At 69.6% G+C, this 23,214-nt stretch carries 25 protein-coding genes; 7 read left to right on the plus strand and 18 right to left on the minus strand.

All coding sequences use genetic code 11. The features are described from left to right. Positions 1–12: 12 nt before the first annotated feature. The 3 genes from OS889_RS03040 to OS889_RS03050 form a co-directional block, all read right to left on the minus strand. On the minus strand, positions 13–1,581 hold the full coding sequence (locus OS889_RS03040) for a DUF4097 family beta strand repeat-containing protein (protein ID WP_372387155.1): 1,569 nt from the start codon (positions 1,579–1,581) through the stop codon (positions 13–15). A gap of 90 nt (positions 1,582–1,671) precedes the next feature. After that, complete coding sequence (panB, locus tag OS889_RS03045) at positions 1,672–2,469, minus strand: 3-methyl-2-oxobutanoate hydroxymethyltransferase (protein ID WP_372387157.1); 798 nt, start codon at positions 2,467–2,469, stop codon at positions 1,672–1,674. A 33-nt stretch (positions 2,470–2,502) separates the two neighbouring features. Continuing rightward, positions 2,503–3,480, minus strand: coding sequence for a ketopantoate reductase family protein (locus tag OS889_RS03050; RefSeq protein WP_372387158.1), 978 nt, complete (start codon positions 3,478–3,480; stop codon positions 2,503–2,505). Positions 3,481–3,619: 139 nt separating this feature from the next. Here OS889_RS03050 and OS889_RS03055 point away from each other — a divergent pair, with 139 nt between their 5' ends. Continuing rightward, a complete protein-coding gene (locus OS889_RS03055; RefSeq protein ID WP_372387160.1) occupies positions 3,620–4,453 on the plus strand; it encodes an NAD+ synthase in 834 nt (277 codons plus the stop codon). A gap of 82 nt (positions 4,454–4,535) precedes the next feature. Next, complete coding sequence (locus OS889_RS03060; RefSeq protein ID WP_372387161.1) at positions 4,536–4,781, plus strand: DUF7533 family protein; 246 nt, start codon at positions 4,536–4,538, stop codon at positions 4,779–4,781. Between the two features lie 13 nt (positions 4,782–4,794). On the opposite strand, the gene OS889_RS03065 is transcribed toward OS889_RS03060, so the two are convergent. From OS889_RS03065 to OS889_RS03085, 5 genes are all read right to left on the minus strand, one after another. Further along, positions 4,795–5,988: a M24 family metallopeptidase gene (locus OS889_RS03065; RefSeq protein WP_372387163.1), complete on the minus strand. Its 1,194-nt coding sequence runs from the start codon at positions 5,986–5,988 to the stop codon at positions 4,795–4,797. A gap of 9 nt (positions 5,989–5,997) precedes the next feature. Further along, on the minus strand, positions 5,998–7,854 hold the full coding sequence (locus OS889_RS03070; protein ID WP_372387165.1) for a UvrD-helicase domain-containing protein: 1,857 nt from the start codon (positions 7,852–7,854) through the stop codon (positions 5,998–6,000). Positions 7,855–7,941: 87 nt separating this feature from the next. Beyond that, entirely contained in the window at positions 7,942–8,124 is a 183-nt protein-coding gene (locus OS889_RS03075) for an HVO_0416 family zinc finger protein (protein ID WP_372387167.1), read from the minus strand. A gap of 168 nt (positions 8,125–8,292) precedes the next feature. Next, positions 8,293–9,852, minus strand: a complete 1,560-nt coding sequence (locus OS889_RS03080) for a carboxypeptidase M32 (RefSeq protein WP_372387169.1) — start codon at positions 9,850–9,852, stop codon at positions 8,293–8,295. A gap of 96 nt (positions 9,853–9,948) precedes the next feature. Beyond that, positions 9,949–11,082, minus strand: coding sequence for a M20 family metallopeptidase (locus OS889_RS03085; protein WP_372387171.1), 1,134 nt, complete (start codon positions 11,080–11,082; stop codon positions 9,949–9,951). A 121-nt stretch (positions 11,083–11,203) separates the two neighbouring features. On the opposite strand from OS889_RS03085, the gene OS889_RS03090 reads away from it, so the two are divergent. After that, positions 11,204–12,220: a zinc-dependent alcohol dehydrogenase family protein gene (locus tag OS889_RS03090; protein ID WP_372387173.1), complete on the plus strand. Its 1,017-nt coding sequence runs from the start codon at positions 11,204–11,206 to the stop codon at positions 12,218–12,220. Between the two features lie 18 nt (positions 12,221–12,238). On the opposite strand, the gene pdxT is transcribed toward OS889_RS03090, so the two are convergent. Further along, the gene (gene pdxT / locus OS889_RS03095; RefSeq protein WP_372387175.1) at positions 12,239–12,835 is read right to left on the minus strand and encodes a pyridoxal 5'-phosphate synthase glutaminase subunit PdxT; all 597 of its coding nucleotides are present in this window, start codon (positions 12,833–12,835) and stop codon (positions 12,239–12,241) included. Positions 12,836–12,887: 52 nt separating this feature from the next. Beyond that, complete coding sequence (locus tag OS889_RS03100; protein ID WP_372387176.1) at positions 12,888–13,052, minus strand: preprotein translocase subunit Sec61beta; 165 nt, start codon at positions 13,050–13,052, stop codon at positions 12,888–12,890. Positions 13,053–13,209: 157 nt separating this feature from the next. Between OS889_RS03100 and trxA the strand changes: the two genes are divergently transcribed. Beyond that, positions 13,210–13,488 (plus strand): thioredoxin, encoded by a 279-nt coding sequence (gene trxA, locus OS889_RS03105; protein WP_372387178.1) that lies wholly within the window; start codon positions 13,210–13,212, stop codon positions 13,486–13,488. 120 nt (positions 13,489–13,608) lie between these two features. Beyond that, on the plus strand, positions 13,609–13,758 hold the full coding sequence (locus OS889_RS03110) for a 50S ribosomal protein L40e (RefSeq protein ID WP_372387180.1): 150 nt from the start codon (positions 13,609–13,611) through the stop codon (positions 13,756–13,758). A gap of 119 nt (positions 13,759–13,877) precedes the next feature. Here the strand turns inward: OS889_RS03110 and OS889_RS03115 are convergent, their stop codons facing one another. The 6 genes from OS889_RS03115 to OS889_RS03140 all read right to left on the minus strand — a co-directional run bounded on the left by OS889_RS03115 (position 13,878) and on the right by OS889_RS03140 (position 18,795). Continuing rightward, the gene (locus OS889_RS03115) at positions 13,878–14,363 is read right to left on the minus strand and encodes a hypothetical protein (protein ID WP_372387181.1); all 486 of its coding nucleotides are present in this window, start codon (positions 14,361–14,363) and stop codon (positions 13,878–13,880) included. A gap of 120 nt (positions 14,364–14,483) precedes the next feature. After that, positions 14,484–16,313, minus strand: coding sequence for a ribosome biogenesis/translation initiation ATPase RLI (locus tag OS889_RS03120; RefSeq protein ID WP_372387182.1), 1,830 nt, complete (start codon positions 16,311–16,313; stop codon positions 14,484–14,486). Between the two features lie 3 nt (positions 16,314–16,316). Then, on the minus strand, positions 16,317–16,631 hold the full coding sequence (locus tag OS889_RS03125) for an EMC6-like membrane protein (protein ID WP_372387184.1): 315 nt from the start codon (positions 16,629–16,631) through the stop codon (positions 16,317–16,319). A gap of 65 nt (positions 16,632–16,696) precedes the next feature. Beyond that, a complete protein-coding gene (locus OS889_RS03130) occupies positions 16,697–17,413 on the minus strand; it encodes a class I SAM-dependent methyltransferase (protein WP_372387186.1) in 717 nt (238 codons plus the stop codon). Beyond that, positions 17,413–18,072 (minus strand): organomercurial lyase, encoded by a 660-nt coding sequence (gene merB, locus OS889_RS03135; protein ID WP_372387187.1) that lies wholly within the window; start codon positions 18,070–18,072, stop codon positions 17,413–17,415. The genes OS889_RS03130 and merB overlap by 1 nt, the downstream gene beginning before the upstream one ends. Positions 18,073–18,153: 81 nt before the next feature. Next, positions 18,154–18,795, minus strand: a complete 642-nt coding sequence (locus OS889_RS03140) for a helix-turn-helix domain-containing protein (protein WP_372387189.1) — start codon at positions 18,793–18,795, stop codon at positions 18,154–18,156. Positions 18,796–19,008: 213 nt separating this feature from the next. On the opposite strand from OS889_RS03140, the gene OS889_RS03145 reads away from it, so the two are divergent. Then, positions 19,009–19,599, plus strand: coding sequence for a 50S ribosomal protein L15e (locus OS889_RS03145; RefSeq protein ID WP_372387191.1), 591 nt, complete (start codon positions 19,009–19,011; stop codon positions 19,597–19,599). A gap of 337 nt (positions 19,600–19,936) precedes the next feature. Here the strand turns inward: OS889_RS03145 and OS889_RS03150 are convergent, their stop codons facing one another. Both OS889_RS03150 and OS889_RS03155 read right to left on the minus strand, forming a co-directional pair. After that, entirely contained in the window at positions 19,937–20,368 is a 432-nt protein-coding gene (locus OS889_RS03150; protein WP_372387192.1) for a rhodanese-like domain-containing protein, read from the minus strand. A 59-nt stretch (positions 20,369–20,427) separates the two neighbouring features. Next, positions 20,428–21,039, minus strand: coding sequence for a DUF7384 family protein (locus OS889_RS03155; protein WP_372387194.1), 612 nt, complete (start codon positions 21,037–21,039; stop codon positions 20,428–20,430). A gap of 498 nt (positions 21,040–21,537) precedes the next feature. Between OS889_RS03155 and OS889_RS03160 the strand changes: the two genes are divergently transcribed. After that, the gene (locus OS889_RS03160) at positions 21,538–23,205 is read left to right on the plus strand and encodes a sensor histidine kinase (protein ID WP_372387195.1); all 1,668 of its coding nucleotides are present in this window, start codon (positions 21,538–21,540) and stop codon (positions 23,203–23,205) included. Positions 23,206–23,214 lie beyond the last annotated feature (9 nt).

The raw sequence follows: 23,214 nt of genomic DNA on the forward strand, positions 1-23,214 counted from the left end.
CGGTCCTGATTCTCAGCCCGCCTGAACGCTCCCCTGCGCGGGCGTCCCGTTCACCGTGATGCCGCTGGGGCTGTAGACGACCGTCGAATCCCGGTCCTGCATTACTGCTCCGTCGATCGCGAGCGTCGCCGACGCCTGATTGAGCGTGAGCGACGCCTCGCCGTTCTTGGACCTGATCTCGGCGTTGTCGAGGGTCATATCGCCCGACGACGTGAGCTTGATCTGCTTGTTGGTGTCGATGACCGCGCCGCTCGCGAGCAGTTCGGCGTTCGATTTGAGTTCGATCTGGCCGTTCTTGCTCTGGATCGTCGCGTCGGTGATGTCGAGCGCTCCCGATTCCGCCGTGAGCTTGATCTGCTTGTTCGTGGTGATCGACGCGCGGTCCGCGTCGATGCTCGGACTCTTGAGTTTGATCTGGCCGTTCTTGGAGTCGACCGTCGAGTCCGTGAGCGTGAGCGTGCCGGACTCGGACTCGACGTCGATCTGCTTGTTCGTGGTGATCGACGCGCCGCTCGCGTCGATCGGGTAGCCCTTGAGTTTGATCTGGCCGTTCTTGGAGTCGACGGTCGCGTCCGTGAGCGTCAGCGCGCCGGACTCGCTCGAGAGCTTCACCTGCTTGTTGGTCGTGACCGTCGACCCCGACGCGTCGACGCTGGGGCCTTTGAGTTCGACCTGCCCGTTCTTGGAGTCGACCGTCGAGTCCGTGAGCGTCAGCGCCTCGGACTCGGACTCGACTTTGATCTGCTTGTTGCTCGTGATCGTCGTCCCGCTCGCCGTGATCTCCTTTGCTTTGAGGTCGACCTGGCCGTTCTTGGTGTCGATCGTCGAGTCGCGGAACGAGACCGTGCCGTCGTCGGCCTCGATCTTGAGCTGCTTGTTGGTCTTGAGCGTCGTCTCGTCGACGACCACCGACTTCGCCTCGATGTCTACCTGGGCGTTCCTGAAGTCGATCGTCTCGCCGCCGCCGGCGATCACGAGGGCGGCGCTGTCGTTGTCGAAGGAGGCCAGGTCCTCGACGATCTGGTCGCCTTCGTTGAACGAGAGGTCCTCGTTCCCGTCGATGTAGGCGATCGCATCGCCCGGCGGCTCGCCCGGATCCGGCGGTCCGCCACCGCTCCGGCCCGGACAGTCGTACTCGACGGGGGCTTCGAGCGTCGCGCCCGTGATCGTGGCCGAGTCGCTCTCCGCCTCGATCACGTCGATGGTGAGCGTCGCCGTGCCCGCGCCGCCCTTCGGCGGGACGCACGACACCTCGATCGGCGTGGTCCCCCCCTGGGGGATCGTCACCGTCTCCGAGGGGTTCGCGACGGAGAGCGAGCCGACGCTCACGCTCGCCTCGTACTGGACGGTCGCACCGGAGTCGAGGTTGTTCTCCAGTTCGGCCACCGTGGTCGAACTCCCCGGCTGGGTCACCACGTTGTTCGTCCCGTCGATCGCGATGAACGCCTCGCTGTCGCCGGCGACGGCGACGTCGACCGGCCGGTCGCCCGCGATGGTGCTGAAGCTCCCCGTGGGCACGATGGTGAGCATCGCGCCGAGGATGACGAGCGACAGCCCGATGTACTGGAGCGACCGCTGCATCAGGATCTACGGGAAGCTACACACCGCATTGTCTTGTGTACTTCGACTGGTAGACACGTCTCGCGGCGGGAAGCCCGCTCGATCCCGCCCTCAGAGATCGAGGCCCTCGCTGTGGCTGTGGTCGTCGTCGGGGAACGTCCCCTCTACGACCGCGTCCCGGTACGCCTCGATCGCGTCGCGCATCTCGCCGCGCACGTCGCCGAAGGCTCTCGCGAACGACGGCACCGACGGCGAGAGCCCCACGGCGTCGTTGACGACGAGTACCTGCCCGTCGGTGTCGGGGCCGGCGCCGATCCCGATGACGGGAATCTCCAGGGCCTCCGTCACCGCGGCTCCGACCTCGCGGGGCACGTGCTCCATCACGAGCCCGAAGGCGCCCGCCTCCTGGTGGGCCTCCGCGAGGTCCAGAATCTCGGCGGCCTGCTCCTCGGTGGTTCCCTGGCGGGCGTACCCGCCGATGCCGTGGACGTGCTGGGGGGTCAGCCCGAGATGGGCCATCACGGGAATCCCCACCTGGGTCAGCCGCTCTGTCAGCTCGACGGTGTGCGGCCCGGACTCGATCTTGACCGCCTGCGCGCCCGCCTCCTTCAGGAGCCGGCCGGCGTTCGCGACGCTCTCGGCGGGATCGACGCCGTAGGAGAGGAACGGCAGATCCGAGATGACGAGCGCCTCGTCGACGGCGCGGGCCACGGCCGCGGTCGCCCGCGCGACGTCGTCCATCGTCACCGGGATCGTCGAGTCGTAGCCGAGCATCGCGTTCCCCAGGCTGTCGCCGACGAGCACGCTGTCGATCCCCGCCTCGTCGACGAGCTCTGCCGTCGGGGCGTCGTAGGCCGTGAGCATCGTGATCGGCTCGTCCTGTTCCCGGAGGTCCGCGACTGTGACCATACCTCATCCATTCCCGAGGAGGCCCTTGAATGGCTACGCTCCGTCGCTGTCTCCGTCGTCGTCACCGTCACCGTCGCCGTCGCCGTCGTCGGAGCTCTCCCCGTGTCCCCGTCCCGCCTCCCACGCCCGGATCAGCGTCCACAGCGTCCGGTTCGTGGGGACGTCGATCCCGGCCTCACGCGCCCGCTCGACCACGTACCCGTTGATTACGTCGATCTCGGTCCGCCGGCCACGCCGGACGTCGTGGCACATCGACGACTCGTTTTCCGCGGTCGCGTCGACGACCGCCTCGACCGCCTCGATCGTCTCCGCCTCGCCGAGGTCGACGCCGACCGCCTGAGCCGTCGCGGCGACCTCGCGGGCGATCGGCGCCACGAGGTCGGCCGCTGGCGGGGCGGCGAGCGCGCCGTTCTCGGCGCGAGCGAGCGCGGTCGTGGGGTTGATCGCGGCGTTGACCGCGAGCTTCTCCCAGAGCCGCTTCCGGATGCCGTCGGCGTCGACCCGCTCGGCGTCGATCTCCGCGGCGCGGAAGGCCTCGGCGACCTCGCCGGCGACGCCGTCGCAGTCGCGTGGCTCCCAGGGGCCGACGACGAGGTCGCCCGCGCCGTTCCACGTCACCTCGCCGGGCGCCTCCCGGACCGCGCCGTAGCTCGTCGTCCCCCCGAGGACCGGGCAGTCGAGGGCGCCTGCGAGCACGTCCTCGTTTCCCATCCCGTTCTGGAGCGAGCAGACTGCCCGGAAGTCGCCGGTCCGGAGCTCGCGGGCCGCGCTCTCGGTGTCGAAGGCCTTCACCGTCACGAGCGCGAGGTCCGCCGCGAGGCCGGTCCCGTCTGTCGTCGCGTCCGGCCGGACCGTGAACGCCTCGCGACCGGTGATCCGGAGGCCCTCCTGCCGGACCGCGTCGACGTGGGCCTCCCGGCCGACGAGGGTGACGTCGTGGTCGGGAACGCACGCCAGCAGGCCGCCGAGGAGGCTCCCGATGCTCCCCGCGCCGAAGACGACGATCTCCATATCGGGGCCACACCGCGGACCGAAAAAGCCGTTCCGCCCGCCGCTCCCGCCGCCTGCGTCCTCCGCGAAAAGTGTACACGTGTCCACAGATCCGCCGGGACGGGTGGGTATTAGTGTCTCGAGGCGGTACTCACTACCGATGACTACGGACCAAGTGGTCCTCGAAGCAGACGCACCGCTCGACCTCCGCCTCTCGGAGTCGGAACTCGAAGCGACCGCCGACCACCTCGCCTCGTTCATCGCAGACACCGTCGAGGCCGCCGGCGCCGAAGGGGCCGTCCTCGGTCTCTCGGGCGGCATCGACAGCACCACCGTCGCATACCTGGCGGCCGAGGCGCTCGGCCCGGAGAACGTCCACGGGCTCGTGATGCCGAGCGTCGCGAACACCGAGGACAACATGAGCGACGCCGAGTGGGTCGCCCAGGAGCTGGGGCTGGAGTACGACGTCGTCGAGATCCAGCCCATCGCCGAGACGTTCTTCGACGCGTTCCCGGAGGCCGCGGACGACCGGACCGCCGCGGGGAACGTCTACGTCCGCACCCGCGCCGTGCTGAACTACTTCGTCGCCAACCACGAGGGCAAGGTCGTCCTCGGGACGGGCAACCGCTCGGAGGCGCTGACGGGCTACTTCACGAAGTACGGCGACCAGGCGGTCGACTGCAACCCGATCGGGAACCTCTACAAACAGCAGGTCCGCCAGCTCGCGGCCCACCTGGGCGCGCCCGAGCGCCTGGTGACGAAGACGCCCTCCGCGGAGATGTGGACCGGCCAGACCGACGAGGAGGAGATGGGCCTCGACTACGACACCCTCGACGCCGTCCTCGCGCTCCACGTCGACGGCCCGCTCTCCGTGGCCGCGACGGTCCGGCAGCTGGACGTCACCGAAGACCAGATTGAGCGCGTCGTCGAACTCTACGAGGGGAGCGCCCACAAGCGGTCGATGCCGCCCGCGCCGGAGCCGCTGCACCGCTGATCACTCCCCTCTGCGCGTCCGTTCCGCGCCGCCCCCTGCCCGACCGCGACGCTTTTAGCCCGAGACCGACGATGCTCCGCCGATGCGACTCGGAATCTTCGGGACGCTCCAGCTGGCGGCCACGCTGATCTTCGCCGCGCCCGTCGCCGTCTTCGGCCTCTCCCGGCTCGCGGCCGGCGAGACGCTCCTCGGCACCGGCGCCGTCGTCGTCGCCGTCGGGATGGTCGTCCTCCCGCAGTACCTCACGACGCCGAGCGACCTCCCCGGCGAAGCGGCCGAGCGAGTCGTCGGCGCGGTCGTCAAAGAGCCCGAGGACGACGAGAACTGACGCCTCCTCCGCTTTACTCGTCGCGCCGAGGCGCGAACGACGGCTCGCCGTCGCCCACTTTCTCGTATCCGTCTTCCGTGACGACGACCGCCGCTCCCAGTCTGACACAGCCCTCGTCGGGATCGACGACGCTCGGCGCCACCGCCAGCACCGTTCCCGGCCGTAGCTCCGCACCGCTCGCGAACGGCCGCTCCCGCGCCGAGAGCCCGATTCCGTGGACCGTCGCGAGCGGCCCGCGCGCCGACTTCCCGCCCGGATCGAACCCGAACGCGGCCACCTCGGCGTCGGCCTCGCGGGCCACGGTCGCGGCGTCGACGCCGGGTTCGATCTCGCCGAGCGCGGCGTCGAGCGCGGCCTCGACCGCGACGTAGGCCCGCCGCTCCCAGCCGCCGTCGCTGTCGACGGCGAGCGTCCGCGCACAGGCGCCGTGGTAGCCGTGCGGCCCGCGCGGGGCGACCTCGATCCGGATCGGTTCGGCCCGCCGGATCGCGCTCTCCGGGTCCGCCGCCTCGCCGTCGGGCGTCGTCGCGCCCGCCGAGACGACCGTGTTGCCGGCGCTCCGGACCCCTCGCCGCGCGAGGTCGGCGTCGATCTCCCGCCGGAGCCGCTCGGCGGTGAGCGGTTCGTCCCGCCAGCGGAGCCCGCCGTCCGCGACGTCGGCCGCCGCCAGAATCGACTCCGCGTGTCGAACGGCCCCGATTCCCGCCCGCTGGACGGCGCGGATCGCGCCGCATTCGCTCTCGGCCTTCGTCGCTCGCGCCGCTCGGACGGCGTTCGTCGAGCGGGGTTCGTAGCCCGCGCGTTCGAGGTAGACGGCGGCATCGTGGGGAATCGTCGCCGGCGTGAGGACGGTCGCGTCCGCGTCCGAACGCGTGCCGAGCGCGTCGTCGAGGACGGCCGCGGCGCGCTCGCCGGGCGGGGCTCTGAGACTCTCGGTCGCGACGCGCCCGTCGAACTGTCGGCGGGCGCGCTCCGTGTACCCCTGGGGCGCACACAGCACCCGCTCGTCGGCGACGCGGACGAACGCGTACTCGCGCTCGGGGCCGTCGAACCCCGTCAGATATCCGAGATCGGGGTCGGCTCCGTCGCCGACCGCGACGAAGCCGACGGGGTCGTCGCTGCCGCCGCGCTCGTCCGGCTCGGCCAGCAGATCCTCCACGAAGCCGTCGTCGATCCGGGGCCGCTCGGGGAGGTCGTCTCCGGGCACGCTTCGCCGTCAGGCGTCCGGCTCGGGCGCCGGCGCCTCGCCCTCCTGGGCCGCCTCCAGTAGGTCCTCGACGGACTCGTCGCGGATCTCGTTGTGGAGGAGCACGCTCACCGGCAGCGTCGGCGCGCCGCTGACGAGGTTCTCGAGGAGGACGAGCCGCTCGCGCGCCCGCGACATCCCGACGTAGAAGACCCGGCGCTCGTTGTCGGTGAGGATCGGCACGGGGTCGGTGCTGGAGGTGAACTCCTCGACGCCCGCCACCTCCTCGTCGTCGACGGAGGCGGCCATCTGCTCGACGACCTTCTCTGTCAGGTCGGTCGCGACGAAGACGTGGTCGGCCTCGCGACCCTTCGCCGAGTGGATCGTCCCGATCCGGACGCGGTTCGGATCCATTCCCCTGTATTCGCCGTCGAAGTACGCCTCGACGGAGTTGCGCTGGAACGAGGTGACCTTCCGGAGCATGTCGCCCGCCGAGTCGGCGTCGGGCGCGAAGGGCGCGAACTCGTTGATGACGTCGGGGTCGACCGTCATCTCGGTCAGGTCCTCGACGCCCGCTTCCTCTTTCAGGTCGTCGATGCGGTCGAACAGCTCGTCGCGGTCGTTCGTCCCGAACGCCGAGTCCTGGAGCATGTCCGCGAGCCGGCGCGCCTGGAGGCCGTCCAGCGGCTCGTCCCGATCGAGGGCCTCGATGCCGCGGACGTACTGGGTCAGCCGGTCGGTCCACATCCGCTGGTCGGTGAGCGCCGAGAAGGGCATCCCCAGCGGGAGGAACTCGTCGATGAACTGGAACAGCTGGTAGCGCGCGCGGAACAGCACCATAATCGTCTCGTCGTCGTCGCCCTGCTCGATGGTGTAGCGGACGTTCCGCGCCAGGTCCAGCATCGACGGGGAGTCGATCCCCTCGACGACCCCGCCTTCCTTCCGGGGCTTCAGGTCCTTCTCCTGGCGCTTGTCGATGTGGCGGATCTCCTGATTGACGACGTTCAGGACGCGCGAGGGGAGGCGGTACGAATTCGGAAGGACCTCGTCCTCGTCGCGCTCGGCGTCCAAGAGGAGGTTCGGGTCCGCGCCCTGCCAGGCGTAGACGACCTGGTCGTCGTCGCCGGCGATGAGGACCCGCTCCATGTGCGGCTTCCACTCCTCGTAGACATCGTACTGGAGGGTGGTGATGTCCTGGAACTCGTCGATCACGAGGTAGTCGACGTGGGGGACGAGCGAGCGCTGCTTCACGCGTTCGAGCATGTCCGCGAAGCCGACGAGGCCGTGTTCGCCCTTGTAGGCGCGCCACGCGCGGATCACGTCCGGCACGTCGATCCGGTCGTCGTCGGAGGGCCACGTCGGGGTGTACTTGTTGCCCTCCTGGGCGTTCGGGTCGATCTCCGGCGGCAGCCGCACCTCGTCGACGTTCCACTGGAAGGGGACGTCGTACCAGTCGGCGACGTCTCGGCGGGTCCGCTGGAGCCACTGGCTCGTCGCGATGATCTTGTTGCCGATCGTCGTCGACCGGGCGGTCCGGCGGCCGGCGCCGCCGTACTCGTCTTCGAACTCGATGCCGTAGTCCTCGCAGAACTCCTTTTTGTCACTCTCGCCGACGACATCGTTGCGCGAGAGGTCCAGCAGCTCGTAGGCCTTCGCGTGCATCGTCGCGACGTTGCCCTTCAGCGCCCGCGGGCTCACGTCGAGCCGCTCTGCGAGTCGCTCGCGCACCTCGGCGGCCGCCGCACGGGTGTACGAGACGACGAGGATGTCGCGAATCGTGATGTCGTCCTGCTCTAGGAGTCCGTCGACTCGATCGAGCAGTGCCGTCGTCTTCCCGCTGCCGGGGCCACCGAACAGCCGGGTGACCGTCGCGTCCGAGTCGCTCATTGGACACGTTCACGCACTTGTACCTGATAAACTACCTGTTTCGAAAACGTAATTGTGGAGCCGTTCGGCGCCGCGCGAGGAACGGACTCAGGCCCGCGGATCCCACCCACAGACGCCGCAGTCGTTCGCCGCGGAGTCGTGAAGCGCACCGCACTCCGGACACTGCTTTTTGTTATACGATGTCTCCCACTCTACAGTTTCCATATCGTGACCGCGGTCGTCGAGGAACTGGTCGAACAGGGCATCGTCGGAGCTCGGTGCTGAGGCCATACACGCTATGGTATGGCGTACCAATACTTAGTTGTACTGCCGCGTTTCGCCCCGTGAGAATCAGAAAATTCCAGAGCGGATGTCGGCTTATAGTGATTACTCTCGTCTCTTAGCGCCGAACGCCGTCACCGGAGGGCGTTCGGCGGTAAACAGTGAGAGTAATCACTATCAGACCGAATCGAGGTCGTAGAGCGATCCGTACTTGTCGGTGACGTACTCGACGAAGGCGTCGGCGGTGAACGGCTCGCCGGTCGCCCGTTCGACCAGTTCGTCGGTCTCGTAGCGCGCGCCGTGGCGGTGGACGTTGTCGGTGAGCCACTCGTGGAGCGTCTCGAAGTCGCCCTCGCGGACCCCTTCGTCGAGCGCGTCCGCGCCGACGTCGTCTTCTATGGCGGCGTACAACTGCGCGGCCATCGCCGACCCGAGCGAGTACGTGGGGAAGTACCCGAAGTTGCCGTGGCTCCAGTGGATGTCCTGGAGGCAGCCCTCGGCGTCGTTCTCGGGGCGGATCCCGAGGTACTCCTCGTACTTGTCGTTCCAGACGGCCGGCACTTCCGCGACGTCGAGGTCGCCCGCGATCAGCGCGCGCTCGATCTCGAACCGGATCACGATGTGGAGGTGGTAGGTGAGTTCGTCGGCCTCGACGCGGATGAGGTTGTCCTCGTACACCTGGTTCGCCGTCTCGTAGGCCTCCCGCGGCGTCACCGACTCGGCCTGCGGGAAGTGCTCGGCGACGGTCGGCAGGAACGACTCCCAGAACGCCTGCGAGCGCCCGACGTGGTTCTCCCAGAGCCGCGACTGGGACTCGTGGACCGAGAGGTCGCGGTCCTGGCCCAGCGGCGAGCCGTAGTGCTCGTCGGGGAGCCCGAGCGTGTAGGTCGCGTGGCCGAACTCGTGGATCGTCGAGAGGAGCGACCCCAGCGGGTCGGCCTCGTCGAACCGGGTCGTCACCCGCGCGTCGAAGGTCGTCCCCGTCGAGAACGGATGCGAGGCGGTGTCGAGCCGCCCCCGGTCCCACGGGTAGCCGAGCGTCGAGAGCGCGTCCCGACAGAGCGCCTCCTGATCGTCGGCGGGGTACGTTCCCAGCGAGGTGAACGCGTCGGTCGTCAGGTCGACCTCGGAGGCCCTGATCTCCTCGATCATCGGCACGAGCGTCTCCCGGATGTCCGCGAGGATCGACTCCGCGCGCTCCAGGGAGAGACACGGCTCGAAGTCCTCGAAGAGCACCTCGTAGGCGTCGCGGTCGGGGTCGACGTGCTCGGCGTACTCCCGCTTGAGTTCGACGTGCTTCTCTAAGTACGGCGCGAACGTCTCGAAGTCGCTTTCGGCCTTCGCCTCCTCCCACGCGGACAGCGCCTCCGAGGAAGTCGTCGACATCTCCTCGACCAGCTCGGCGGGCACGGCGTCGGCGCGCTCGTACTCGCGGCGGATCTCGCGCACGACGGCCGCCCGCTCGGCGGTCAGCTCGGCCGCGTCGAGCTCGTCGAGCGCCGACCCGACCGCGTCGTCGGTCAGGAGGTCGTGGGAGACCGACGACAGCGTCGAGAGCTGCTGGGACCGCGCCGGCGTCCCGCCCTCGGGCATCATCACCTGCTGGTCCCACGAGAGGAGCCCGCCCGCCTCGCGGACGTTCGTCACGCGCCGGTACTGGTCCAGAAGCGTCTCGTAGGCGGCCGGGGGCTCGTCGCCCTCGCCGTCGCCCGCAGCGTCGGATGCGTCTGTCGCCATCGTCGAAGCCTGGGAGGCGCGCGCGTATCAAGCCGACGCCTCCGGCGACGGGCCGGGACGCCGGCGGTCGGGTGTCGACCGCTCGCGGACGCACCGCTACTCGGCCGGCCACCGCTCGGCGAGCCCCCGGTAGATCCGGTAGCACCGCGACAGGACGTCGAGGGCGACCGACTCCCCGGCGGTGTGGGCCTCGCCGGGCTCGGCGGCGCCGACGACGACGCAGTCCGTCCCGGCGTCGGCGAGCCACCCCGCGTCAGTCGCGTGGGGCTTGGTGACGTGTTCGGGCGTCGCGTCCTGTGCCGCGTCGGCGGCGGCGAGCGCCGCGTCGGCGAAGCCGGCGTCGCCGCACGCCATCGGCGGGAGGTCCTGATCCACCGTCCACTCGACGCCGTCGACGGCCTCGACGCGCTCCAGCGGCGCGCGCTCCCCGGGGACGGTGCGCTCGTCGACAGTCACGGTCGCGGACTCGGGAATGACGTTCCACGCCGACCCACCCTCGATCTCGGTGACGACGACGCTTCCGTTCACTTCCTGACCCAGCACCGTCGCCGCCGGCGCGTCGAGGTCGCGGACGACGTCGACGGCGTCGCAGGCGCGGTAGACGGCGTTTTCGCCCGCCGCGGGCTCGCTGGCGTGCGCGGCGGTCCCCCGCGCGGTGATCGTCGATCCGCGGCGGCCGCGGTGGGCGACCGCCACGTCGGTCTGGTCGTCGCCCGCGTAGTTTGTCGAGCCCTCGCCGACGACCGCGTAGTCCGGCGCGAAGCCGTCGCTGATTGCGGCGCGGGCGCCCACGCCGCCCTGCTCCTCGCCAACGAAGGAGGCGAAGACCAGTTCGGCCGCGGGCTGGGCATCGCGGAAGGCGACCATCGCGGCCGCCAGCGACCCCTTCATATCGGCCGTGCCGCGGCCGTACAGCCGGCCGTCGCGCTCGTCGACGACGTACTCGGCTTCGGCCTCGGCCTCGTCTCCCCCCGCATCCCGGGCTGAACCGTCCCGGAGTTGTGACTCGTCGGGCTCGACCACGTCGTGGTGGCCGACCAGCGCGAGCGACTCGTCTCCCCGGCCCCGCCGGGCGAAGACGTTGCCGTGATCGTCCCGCTGGACTGCGGCGTCGGTCTCCTCGCGGAGCCACGACTCGATGGCGTCGCCCGCGGCCGTCTCGTCGTCGTGGCTCGGGATCGAGACCAGCCGTCGCGTCAGCGCCTCGACCTCGCTCTCGTTCGCGCGCACACCGGAGTGTCGCCGCCATCGGTTGAAAAGGCTCGGGCTCGGGGCTTGCCGCCGGCCCGGTGAAGCGGCGAATCTGTGGCCCAACGGAGCACGAAAGTGGCGAGCGTCCGAACCGACGGCGATGCGAGCCTACGAAGTCCAGGAGACAGATCCCGACTACGAGGGCGTGGTGCAGGTCGAACGCGACCGGCCGACTCCCGGCGCCGGCGAGGCGCTCGTCCGGATCCGGGCGGCGTCGCTGAACTACCGCGACCTCGCGATCGCGGACTCCGAACTGATCTACCCCGGCACCGACCTCCCGGTCGTCCCCCTCTCGGACGGCGCGGGCGAGGTCGTCGCGGTCGGCGACGGCGTCTCTGACCTGTCGGAGGGCGACCGCGTCGCGACGCCGTTCGCGCCCGACTGGATCGACGGCCCCAGCGCGCCCGAGAAGGTCGCGCGCTCGACCGGCGGCAACGTCGACGGCGCGCTGGCGGAGTACGCGGTCTTCCCCGCCGAGAGCCTCACGACGCTCCCCGAGCACCTCTCCTACGAGCAGGGCGCGACGCTCTCCTGCGCCGGCCTGACGGCGTGGCGCGCGCTCGCGGAGGACGGCGACCTCGGCGCCGGCGAGTCGGTGCTGGCGCTCGGCACCGGCGGCGTCTCGACGTTCGCGCTCCAGTTCGCGAAGCTCCACGGGGCGGAGGTCGTCGTCACCTCCTCCAGCGACGAGAAGCTCGACCGCGCCCGCGACCTCGGCGCCGACGAGACGATCAACTACGAGGCGACGCCCGAGTGGGGGCCGGTCGTCGCCGAGGAGCTGGGCGGCGTCGACCACGTGGTCGAGGTCGGCGGCCCCAACACGCTCGAACAGTCGCTCCAGGCGGCGGCCCACGGCGGCCACGTCCACCTCATCGGCGTTCTCGCCGGCCAGGCGGGCCAGGTCGACCCCTCGCCGATCCTGGCGAAGGCGCTCGACGTCGAGGGCGTCATCGGCGTCGGGAGCCAGGCGATGTTCGAGCGGATGACCGAAGCGATGCGCGTCGCGGAGCTGGAGCCCGTCGTCGACCGCGTCTTCGACTTCGACGAAGCGAGGGAGGCCTACCGCTACGTCGAGGCCGGAAACCACCAGGGCAAGGTCGTGATCAGCGTCGACTGAGAGTAATCAGTATGAGGATCAGGCCTCGACGGCCCGCTCTTCGAAGAACGCGAGGTCGTGGATCCGGCTGTCCTGGGTGAGTTCGGGGTGGAACGAGGTCCCCACGACGACCCCGTCGCGGACGGCGACCGGGCGGCCGTCCCACTCGGCCAGCACCTCCACGCCGTCGCCGACCTCGTCGATGACGGGCGCGCGGATGAACACCGCCGGGAACGGCTCGTCGAGGCCGGCGACGTCCAGCGGCGCCTCGAAGCTGTCGACCTGGCGGCCGAAGGCGTTGCGGTCGACGGTCGCGTCCAGGACGTCGAGTGTGTCGACGCGGTCGTCCTTGGCGTCCCGCGAGGCGACGATGAGCCCCGCGCAGGTCGCGAGGACGGGCTTTTCGGCCTCGACGTGAGCGACGATCTCCTCGTCGATGCCCTCGCGGGCGAGGAGTCGCGAGATCGCGGTCGACTCCCCGCCCGGCAGGAGCAACACGTCGCAGTCGGGGACGTGCCCCGACTGTCTGATCTCGACTACCTCGACCTCCTCGCCGTGGGCCGCGCCGGCGCGCCGGATCGCGGCGGCGTGTTCGGAGACGTCGCCCTGAACGGCGACGACACCCGCTCGTAACATACGCGTGGCTCGGGGGTGAGTGGACAAAAAGCGTCCGTTCGCCTCGCCGACCTCAGATCGCGACGACGTTCAGGACGAGCACGCCGATCCCGAAGAGGAGTCCGAACGCGACGACGGTCTTGGGGTCGATGCGGATGGCGTTGCGATCCTCGGCGTCGAAGTAGCGAACGAGGCCCGCGCTCGACATCAGGCCGCCGCTGTTCTGGCCGCTGCTCATACTCCCACCTCGGTGGTCCGGCGCCTAAACGTTTCGGATGCGCGGTTCCGCGGTCGCCGACCCGACCGGCCGCGACTGCGGCGGAGTCCGCTTCCGGGCGGAATTGATCCTGTGGAAACGCTTATGCGACGCCCCGCGTTACGTCGCTACGCACACGATGACCGTCCGAGTACTCGACTTCTACGCCGACTGGTGCGGCCCGTGTAAGAAACAGGACCCGATCCTCGACGAACTCGAATCGGAGTACGGCGACGTCGACTTTCAGAAGATCGACGTCGACGAGGAACAGGACCTCGCGAATCAGTACCAGGTCCGCTCGCTGCCGACGGTCGTCGTCGAGCGGGACGGCGAGATCGTCGACCGCTTCGTCGGGTTCACCCAGCGCGAGGACATCGAAGACGCGCTCAATCAGGCCGCCCAGCCGGCCGGCGCCTGACCCGCGCCCGACCACCGAGTTCCGCCGCCGCCGCTCTGTTCCGCCTTTTCGGCCCCGATCGCACGACCCGGAGTCGCCCGTCTCGCAAGCGTTATACTGCCGCGTCCGGTAGCGGGGCGTATGCCAAAGAACGAGGCCGCGGTCGACCGGATGCTGGAAAAGCAGATCTGTATGCGCTGCAACGCGCGGAATCCCCAGCGCGCCGAGCAGTGCCGCAAGTGCGGGTACAAGAACCTTCGACCCAAGTCGAAGGAACGCCGCACCGCGTAATCGACGGTCTCGCTTCTCTCGCCGTCTCCGACGCGTCAGCGGCGGCGCTCTTCTAACCGAATCTTGGCACCGACGCCGCCGTCGCCGACGACAACCCAAAAACAGAACGTCGGACCGCTCTACGCCCCTCGGGCCCACAGCACCGTCGCGTCGACGGCGTCCGCGAGGTCGCGCTTGTGCGTCACCGCGAGCGCGATCGTCAGTCCGACGCCGTACAGCGCGATGGCGATCCACCCGTAGCCGACGAGCGCGGCGTCGATCCCGGCGACGAGCCCCGCCGTCCACGCGCCGGTGAGGACCGCCCACCCGACGAGCGCCGCGACGTACGCGTAGAGCGGCGCGCCGCTCAGGCGGTGCTCGTCGAAGCGCGCGAGCCGCCGTCGGTTCGGCTCGGTCCGGAACAGGCCGTCGCCCCGGAGGTGTACCGACGCCATCGACACCCCGACGACGGCGCCGAACGCCGCGATTGCGAGCCACCCGTAGCCGAGCACCGACGGGTCCATCCGCAGATCCGTTCCGAGCCAGACCGCCGACCAGCCCGCCCACACGATCACCGCGGCGCCGTAGCCGCGGTACGCCTGCCGAATGACTCCTTCCAGAGACATAGGTCACGTATGCTAACGACCATCATAAATACATACGGTAATTTATGTATATTATACGACTAAAACGTCGAGAACCAAATTCGGCGTCCGCGGCGCGCCGTTTCGGCCGCGCGGCGTCCGCTACGGCGCGTAGTAGTACTCGCCCTGTTTCTTCTGCTTGCGGTCCAACTGCGATCCGGGCTTGTTGATCCGAGGGCGCTGAGTCCGCTCGTCGCGGCGGAACGTGATGTCCAGGTCCGCGAGGAAGTCGTTCATCCCCGCGCGCATCTCCTGGGGCGCCGCGGCGTGGCCGTACTCGGAGGGTTCGCCGTCGAACACCATCAGCCGGTCCGCGAGCAGGTCGATCATGTAGATGTCGTGGTCGATGACGAGCACCGTCTCGTCGTGGTTCTCGGCGTACCGCCGGATGGCGCTCGTCGCCTGCACGCGCTGTTCGACGTCCAAGTGCGCCGAGGGCTCGTCCATCACGTACAGGTCGGCGTCCTCGGAGAGACACGCCGCGATGGCGACACGCTGGCGCTCCCCGCCCGAGAGGTCGTCGAGGTTCCGCTCCATAATCCGGTCGAGCTGGAGCGGGTCCGCGACCTCGGTCTTCCAGTAGGAGGTGCCGAAGTCGTCGGTGATCGACGAGAGGAAGGCGTCGACGCGCATCGGCTGGTCGATCTCGATGTACTGCGGCTTGTAGGAGATGTCGAGCCGGAAGTCGAGTTCGCCCTCGTCGGGGGAGAGCGCGCCCGTGAAGAGCTTCGCGAGCGTCGACTTCCCGATCCCGTTGGGACCGACGACGCCCAGGACCTCCGACTCGTAGATCGTCCCGGCCTCGACTTCGAGGGCGAACTCGCCCTCGCCGTAGGACTTCCGGAGCTCGGGGTAGTCGACGAGCGGCGTCGACTTCGAGGTCTCGCGGGGGGCGTGCTCGTGGAACTCGATCTCGTTCGGCCGGATCCGCATGTTCTCGTTGGAGAGGTAGCCCGTGAGGTACTCGTTGATGCCGTTTCTGACGGACTTCGGGTCGGTGATGACGCCGAAGGCGCCGGGCTCACCGTAGGCGACGTGGAGGGTGTCGGCGAGGAGGTCCAAGATCGCGAGGTCGTGTTCGACCGCCAGCACCGCGCGGTCTTCCTCCTCGGCGAGTTCGCGGATCAGCCGCGCCGCGGTGACGCGCTGGCCGATGTCGAGGTACGGCGAGATCTCGTCGAGGAAGTAGAAGTCCCGGTCGCGAGCGAGCGTGGCCGCGAGCGCGACCCGCTGGAGCTCGCCGCCCGAGAGCGTATCGAGCGGCTGGTCGACGACCGGGCGGATGCCCAGCCGGTCGATGTAGTCGTCGAGCGCGCCGCGCTCGTCGGTCGACTCCAGGAGGTCGATCGTCGTGCCGTCGAACTGCTTGGGGAGCTGGTCGACGTACTGGGGCTTGCGCGCGATCGACACCTCGTCGTTCCGCACGCGCTCGACGTAGGTCTGGAGCTCGGTCCCGCGGAAGCGGTCGAGGACGGCCTCCCAGGTCGGCTCCTCGTCGTGGGCGCCGAGGTTCGGCACCATCTCGCCCGCGAGCGCCCGGACGGCGGTCGTCTTCCCGATCCCGTTCGGCCCGAGGATCCCGGTCACAGAGCCCGATTCGGGGACCGGCAGCCCGTAGAGCGCGAAGGCGTTCTCGCCGTAGCGGTGGACCGGCTCCTGGTCCAGCTCGGTGGGCAGATTGATGATCTCGATGGCGTCGAAGGGGCACTTCTCGACGCAGATGCCGCAGGTCTCGCCGAGGCAGACCTCTTCCGAAATGCGAATCTGGTCTGGGTCGCCGTCGAAGGGCTCGTCCTCCTCGTAGTACTCGCCGCGGGTGACGATGCACTCCTTTCCGGTTCGATTGGGCGGGCAGTAGTTCGCGCACTCGTAACTGCAGCGGTCGGGCTGACACCGATCGAGATCGACGACCGCGATGCTGTCGTCCGCCATAGCTTACAGCGCGACGCCCTCGGTCAGGAGAATGCCGAACGTGATGAACCACAGCGCGAACGTCATGAACGCCACGTAGAGGTAGTCCTTCGCCCCGAAGTCGGAGACGTCGATCCCGCCCAGCCGCAGGATCGGGAACTGGAGGACGACGAACCCCGCGACGATCATCAGCGACTGCCGGCTCGTCGCGGCGTCGACGCCGGTCCCGACGACGTTCGCCGACGCCAAGGCGGCGGCGACGCCGGCCAGACAGGCGAGCGTGGTGACCGTGACGCCCCGGAGGTGATCGGAGAGTCCGCTCTGCGTTTCCGTAGCCATAGGTACGCCTCCGACACCCGGCGTCAAAAGCCGTTCGTTCCCGCAGCGACCGCCGACGCCGCGGCCTACAGCTCGAAAGTGGTGATCGTGCCGAACAGCCCGGTCGTCACGTCTACCGGATCGAGGCCGGCGCGCGCGACGATCCGCCGGGGCTCCTGCGTCCAGCGACAGCCCGCGTTCGCGTAGTGGGCGTCCGAACGCCAGTCCTGATACCGGGCGATGATGCCGACGTCGCTCCGGCCGTGTTCGACCAGACGGATCGTCCCGCCGGGCGCACGGACGCGATCCATCTCCCCGAGCGCGGCGACCGGATCCGGGAACGTACACGTCGACAGCGCCGAGAGCACCGCGTCGAACGCCCCGTCGTCGAAGTCGAGGTCCTGGGCGTCCATCCGGTACAGGTCCCCGTCGATCCCGAGGCGATCGAGCCGGTCCCGCGCCTTCGCGAGCATCTCGCCGCTGATGTCGACGCCGACGTACTCGACCGATTCGGGGAGGTACTCGGCGTTCGTGCCCGTCCCGCAGGCGACGTCGAGCACCCGGCCGCCCACGTCGCCGAAGCGCTCGCGCCGGTACCGGCCGGTGACGAGTCGCTCGATCCGCTCGAAGCGGTGCAGCCAGTCGGCGTACTCGTCGTACGACGCCCGGATCTCGTCGAGCGACATCGGGCGGTCCAGGCCGGCCGTCTCTGCGGGCTCGGGGGTCGCCGCCGACTCGCCCGCCTCGCGCCCCGTCGGATCGGTCTCCCGCCCGTGGTCCCGCTCGCGGCGACGGGCGGACATCAGGGATCGACCTCCCCGACGCAGGCACAGCCCTCGTCGGCGCCCCGCCTCGGCTCCCGCCCTCCGTCACCGCCGAACTCTCGCCCCGCGAGCCGCGCCAGCGCCGCCAGGGCGCCGTCGAGCGGCAGGGCCTGGGTCGCGACCTCGGGGCGCGCGGCCGCCCACCGCTCGTACTCGTCGCGGGAGACGAACGCCTTGCTGTGCGGACAGACCCGGCCGTACATCCGCTCGGGAGTCACGGGCCCGCCCGGCGGGCTCGCGTCGCGTTCGACCCCGAACGAGAGCACGGCCCCGTCGGGCGCGTTGACCGCCCCGTCGGCGTCGTATTCGACGCTCAGCCCGCGGCCCTCCAGCGGCGAGACGGTCCGGACCGTGACGTCGCCGCCGCGTAGCCCGGCGTAGATGAAGGCGTCCGTGACACACCGGAACGACTGCGACTCGCCGCCGGCGACCGCGCGGTGCGGGGACGCGTCGGTCGTACAGAGGTCCGTGGCGCGCGCCGGGCGGCCCAGGGCGTCGGCGAAGGTTGCCATCATCCGCCCCCACAGGTCGCCGAAGGTCTCCGGCTCGGCGTCGAAGCCGAAGGCGTCGGCGGCGTGCCGCCGGACCGGCTGGTCGAGTTCGATGCTCGCGTCGTCGGTCGCTCGCTCGTCGGACATCACACTCGAAACGACGGGACGCCGACGGATCGCCCTGGCTCCCACGCACGTGGGGGGATTTATCCCCCGCTCTCCCGGCCGTCACCGGCCGTCAGAGAGCAGCGCCGCGAAGACGTTCCGCTGTGCCCGCTGGAGGTGCTCTCGCACCGTCGAGGGATCGAGGCCGAGCGCGTCGCCGACCTCCTCGGTCGTCGCGCCGCGGGGGACGTCGAAGTACCCCCGATCGAACGCGGCTCGGAGGACCTCCCGCTGCCGCGGCGTCGCCGCGTCCAGCGGATCATCGGGCCCCTCGTAGTCCGACATCGCCCGCAGGAGCACGTCCGCGCCGGCGGCCTCGTACTCGCGGACGCGCTCGCCGATGGCCTCGTGGCTCCCGAGGATGGTCACGTCGAGTCCCTCTTCGGTCGGATCGATCCCGCGCTGGGCGACGTCGGTCTCGTGGTACGGCTCGACCGCGTCGCCGACGTCCGAGACCGCGACCTTGCAGAGGTACGCCACGCTCCCGCGGTCGTCGATGCGCTCCCACCATTCGACCTCCGAGCGCGCGTCCAGGCGGTCCTCGGCGACGGCGTCTTCGACCGTGACGACGAGCAGGCAGCCCGATCCGCGACACTGGAGTTCGCTGACCCGCCGGAGTCCCGCGCGTCGGAAGACCGAGACGAGCGCTCCGATCCCGAGATCGGCCAACTCGGCGTCGGAGAGGTGGATCGTCGCCTCGCGCATACGGGCTCCTTGCACCCGTTGCCGTCAAAGTTCTGGCGGGGGCGCGCCCGCCGGTGCGGCGCCCGGTTCGCATTCGAAGTCGTTAAGAGCGCCACGGCGGTAGCGTGACTAACTCGCTGGTCGAACGGGACGCCAGCGGGCACCCGAGAGATCGGGACGAAATGTGGGCCGGCGTCGAACGCCGCCCGAATCGCAAGCGCCCGTGGTGACACAATGGCACGAAGCTTCTACTCCCACATCAAGGACGCGTGGAAGCAGCCCGGCGACGGCAAGCTCGCCGAGCTGCAGTGGCAACGAAAGCAGGAGTGGCGCGACCAGGGCGCCATCGTCCGCGTCGACCGACCGACGCGCCTCGACAAGGCCCGCGAGCTCGGCTACAAGGCCAAGCAGGGCATCGTCGTGGTGCGCGTCTCCGTCCGCAAGGGCGGCGCCCGCAAGCAGCGCTTCAAGGCCGGCCGCCGGTCGAAGCGCCAGGGCGTAAACCGCATCGGCCGCCGCAAGAGCATCCAGCGCATCGCCGAGGAACGGGCCGCGCGCAAGCACCCGAACCTCCGGACGCTCGCCTCCTACTGGGTCGGCGAAGACGGCTCCCAGAAGTGGCACGAGGTGATCCTCGTCGATCCCGAGCACCCCGCGATCGAGAACGACGACGACCTCAACTGGATCTGCAGCGACGACCAGAAGGGCCGGGCGTTCCGCGGCCTCACCAACGCCGGCAAGTCCAACCGCGGCCTCCGGACTCGCGGCAAGGGCGCCGAGCACACCCGCCCGAGCATCTCCTCGGACCGCCGGCGCGGAAAGTAACGGCGCGGCCGTCCCTCGACGCTCCGATCGGATTCTCCGTTTTTTTCGCGCGGACCAACTCCAGAGGTCGCTACTTCGAGCACATAACGACACCTTCGACTCCCCGCTCGCGAGAATCACCCTCATCTTTTTTCAATACCGACTGACCACCGCGGGGTATGGAACTCGAAGGCGACTCACAGTGTCCGAAGTGCCGATCCGACGACGTCGAGGCCGAGGAGGGCGGCCTGCGGGTCTGCGGGAACTGCGGGCTCCGCTGGCAGGCCTGACGGCGGGTCCGGCCGCGGCCGCACCGTTTTTTCGGAACTGATCCGCCAGCGGCGACTCCGTCGCCCGGTCAGAACGGCGCCTCGGGGCCGTCGGTCGGCCCCTCGTCGGGAGCGGCCGCCGATCCCGTCGACGATGAGCGGTCCTCGGTCGGACCGTCCCAGGCGTCGAAGCCGCCGCGGAGGCTCGACACGTCCGCGTCGAGGTGGCGGTCCAGCACCGACGCGACCCGCTTGGAACTCTTGCCGACGTAACAGGCGACGACGACCTCGTCGGCCCGCGCCCACGCCGCGTCGAGGGCGGCCGTCGAGAGGCGGTTCGGCGGGACGTTCACCGCGCCCGCGATGTGGCCGTCGGCGTAGGAGGCCGGGTCCCTGATGTCGACGACCGAGACCGCGGGGTCGTCGTCGGCGTGAGCGTCTACATCCGAGTCGCCGTCGCCGCCCCCGTCGACGTCGTCGAGTCGCGCACGCAGCGCCGCGGGCGTGATCTCGTCTACCATCTCGCCTCACTCTACGGCCCGCCGCGGAAACACGCTTCGGTCCCGCCTCGGGGTCGACCTCACTCGCGCGGGTCCCGATCCGGGCCGGGGTACTCGCCGCCCGCGACCTCCCCGTAGAGGCCCTCGGGATCGAACAGCGTCGCGAACGCCCGCGGGTGGCGGGCGCTCACCGACAGGCGGCCGCCGAGCGTCGCGCTCGCCTGCGTCGAGAGGAGCCGCTCGTCGAGGGACAGCAGGTGCATCGCGCCGCCGCGGTACGCCGAGGCCAGCGCCGGGTGGTCGCCGAGGGGCTGGGAGACGGGCTCGCGCCACGCGTCGACCCGCTCGCGCCAGTCCGCCGCGAGGGCGTCGTCGGCGAGGTCGGCCACGACCGCCGCGGCGTCGTCCACGAGCGGGTCGCTCGCGACGAGGGCCGTCCAGGAGTGGGCCCGGAGGTGATCGAGCGCGCGCCGGGCGTCGCCGTCGACCAGGAGGTCGGCCGCGAGGACGTCGGCGTCGGCGACGACGCGCGCCGGCCCGGACTCCGCCGGCGGCGACACGTCGCCGTCGCTCCCGGTCGCGTCGCTACCGTCCCGCTCCCGATCGCGGACCCGTTCGAGCGCCCGGCCGATCGCCGCCTCGTCGACGTCGGCCTCGGCCGCCCGGTCGAAGAGCGCGCCCCACGATTCCATACGTCGGATTCGAAGACGGTCACAAGAAGGCTACCGGTTTCGCCGGCCGCGGGACCGTCGTCTGCCGCGCTTCGGCCTCCGTTGTCCCCCAATCCCGGTGACGCCCTTCCGGCCGCGACCGGCCGGGTCCACGGACGGTTGTCGGGCGCTCTGGGTGGGTCGCTGCCAGAAGTGAAATAAAATTTACCTGTGAGCGAAAATGAACGACTGGCGCCGCGTCGGTTCACTCAGATGCGGATGAATCAGCGGATCTTCGGTCCGTCCCGTCGATCGACGGGATCGGCGCCTATTAAGTAATAATTCTTACAATACTTATATGCTCCGTGGGGAATTTACATTCGGTGAGATGAATCCAGGGGTGGGCTACTCTTCGAGACCGTGTCGGGGGGCGCGGTCTCGATTCGGATACAGAACTCTCGTCTCTCACGGTCCCGACACTCGCATTTCGGGCCCGTATCGATCGTCACCTTCGACTCGCGTTCACCTGCTCGATAGCTTATGGCCGAGTGGCTGACGCCGACGGTCGCCATCGCGCTCATGTACCTGGGGGCGGTGCCCTCGGTGGCGATCATCTACGTCCTCTACGAGCACCGGCACAACCCCGGCGTCCCGTGGTTTCTGGCACTGATGGGGATCACCACGGTCTGGGCGGTGCTCTTCGCCACGTTCACGCTCGTCAGGTCGCCCGCGATCACGCTCGCCCTGGCGAACCTCTTCTGGGCGGCCGTTCCCTCCACGGCGGTCGCGATGTTCCTCCTGGCGTACGAGTACGTCTTTCGGACGGTCGCCTCCCGTCGGCTGATCTCGGCGCTCTTCGCGCCGGTCGCCGTGCTGTTTCTGCTGTCGTGGAGCAATCCCGGAAACCTCGTGTTCACGTCCGCGTACGGCATCGGCCCGGACGGATTCCTCTACGTCCCGCCGCTCGGCGGGCCGGTCAAGATCCTGGTGACGAAGGTCTACGGCTACCTCCTGGCGTCGTTCGCGGCGGGGATGTTCGTGGGCGAGGCCCTGCGAACGAGAGGGGTTCGCCGCCGACAGACGCTCTACCTGCTCGTCATCCTCTGTGCGCTCGCGGCCACGACCCTGATCAAGATCGTGGGGCTGGTCCCCGAGTACTTCGATCCCACGTCGGCCGCCTACTCCGTTTCGGGGCTGTTGTTCGCGTACTCGATCGAGAAGCACGGCCTCCTGAAGTTCGCGTCGGTGGCGCGCGACCAGGCGTTCCAGGAGGTCAAAGACGTCATCGTCGTGGTCGATCCCGACGACGTCGTGGTCGAGATCAACCGAGCGGGCTCCGACCTGCTCGGTGAAGCGGTGCTCGGCAAGCCGCTCGCCGAGGTGCTGCCGGACCCGTCCGAGAGCCCCGGCGAGACGCACGGCCGGACCGTCGCACTCGACGGGGCGGACGGTCGGCGCTACTTCTCCGAGCAGACCTCGCGCATCCCGTACGGACGCGGGGACCCCGGACAGCTGGTGGTGCTCCGCGAGATCACCGACCTCAAGCAGCGACAGGACGAACTCTCCCTGCTGAAGCAGATTCTCGTCCGGGTCTTCCGGCACAATATGCGCAACGACTTCAACGTCATCGAGGGGTACGCCTCGGAGATCCGACAGCGGGGCGACGGCCGGATCACCGAGATGGCCGCGACGATCCAAGAGCGGGCGCGACACCTCCAACAGGAGTCCGAAAAGGCCCGGGAGCTGGAGACGTTCTTCGGCGACGAGGACCCGGTCGCGGTCTCGCTCCGTGACGAGATCGACGGCATCGTCTCGCGGTACGAGGACCGGTCCGACGTCGTGATCCGTCAGTCCGTCGACGACGTGACCGTGCTGGTCGACCCGAAGTTCGGCCTCGCGCTGGACGAGCTCGTCGACAACGCGATCACCCACCACGAGTCCGCGGGGCCGGTCGAGATCACGATCTCCACGGAGTGCGACGACGACCTGGTGGTCCTGACCTTCGAGGACAACGGCCAGGGCATCCCCGGCGAGGAGATCCGGGTGCTCGACGCGGGCGAGGAGACGAACTTACAGCACTCCTCGGGCATCGGCCTGTGGCTCGTCCAGCTCATCGTGACCCGACCCGGCGGGAAACTGCACATCGACTCGGGGCCCGAGGGGGCGCGGATCGAACTGCACCTCCCGCGCGGGGACGACGCCGACTGAGCGCCCGGC

This window comes from Halobellus sp. MBLA0158, assembly GCF_041477585.1.
Taxonomy (GTDB): Archaea; Halobacteriota; Halobacteria; order Halobacteriales; family Haloferacaceae; genus Haloquadratum; species Haloquadratum rubicundus.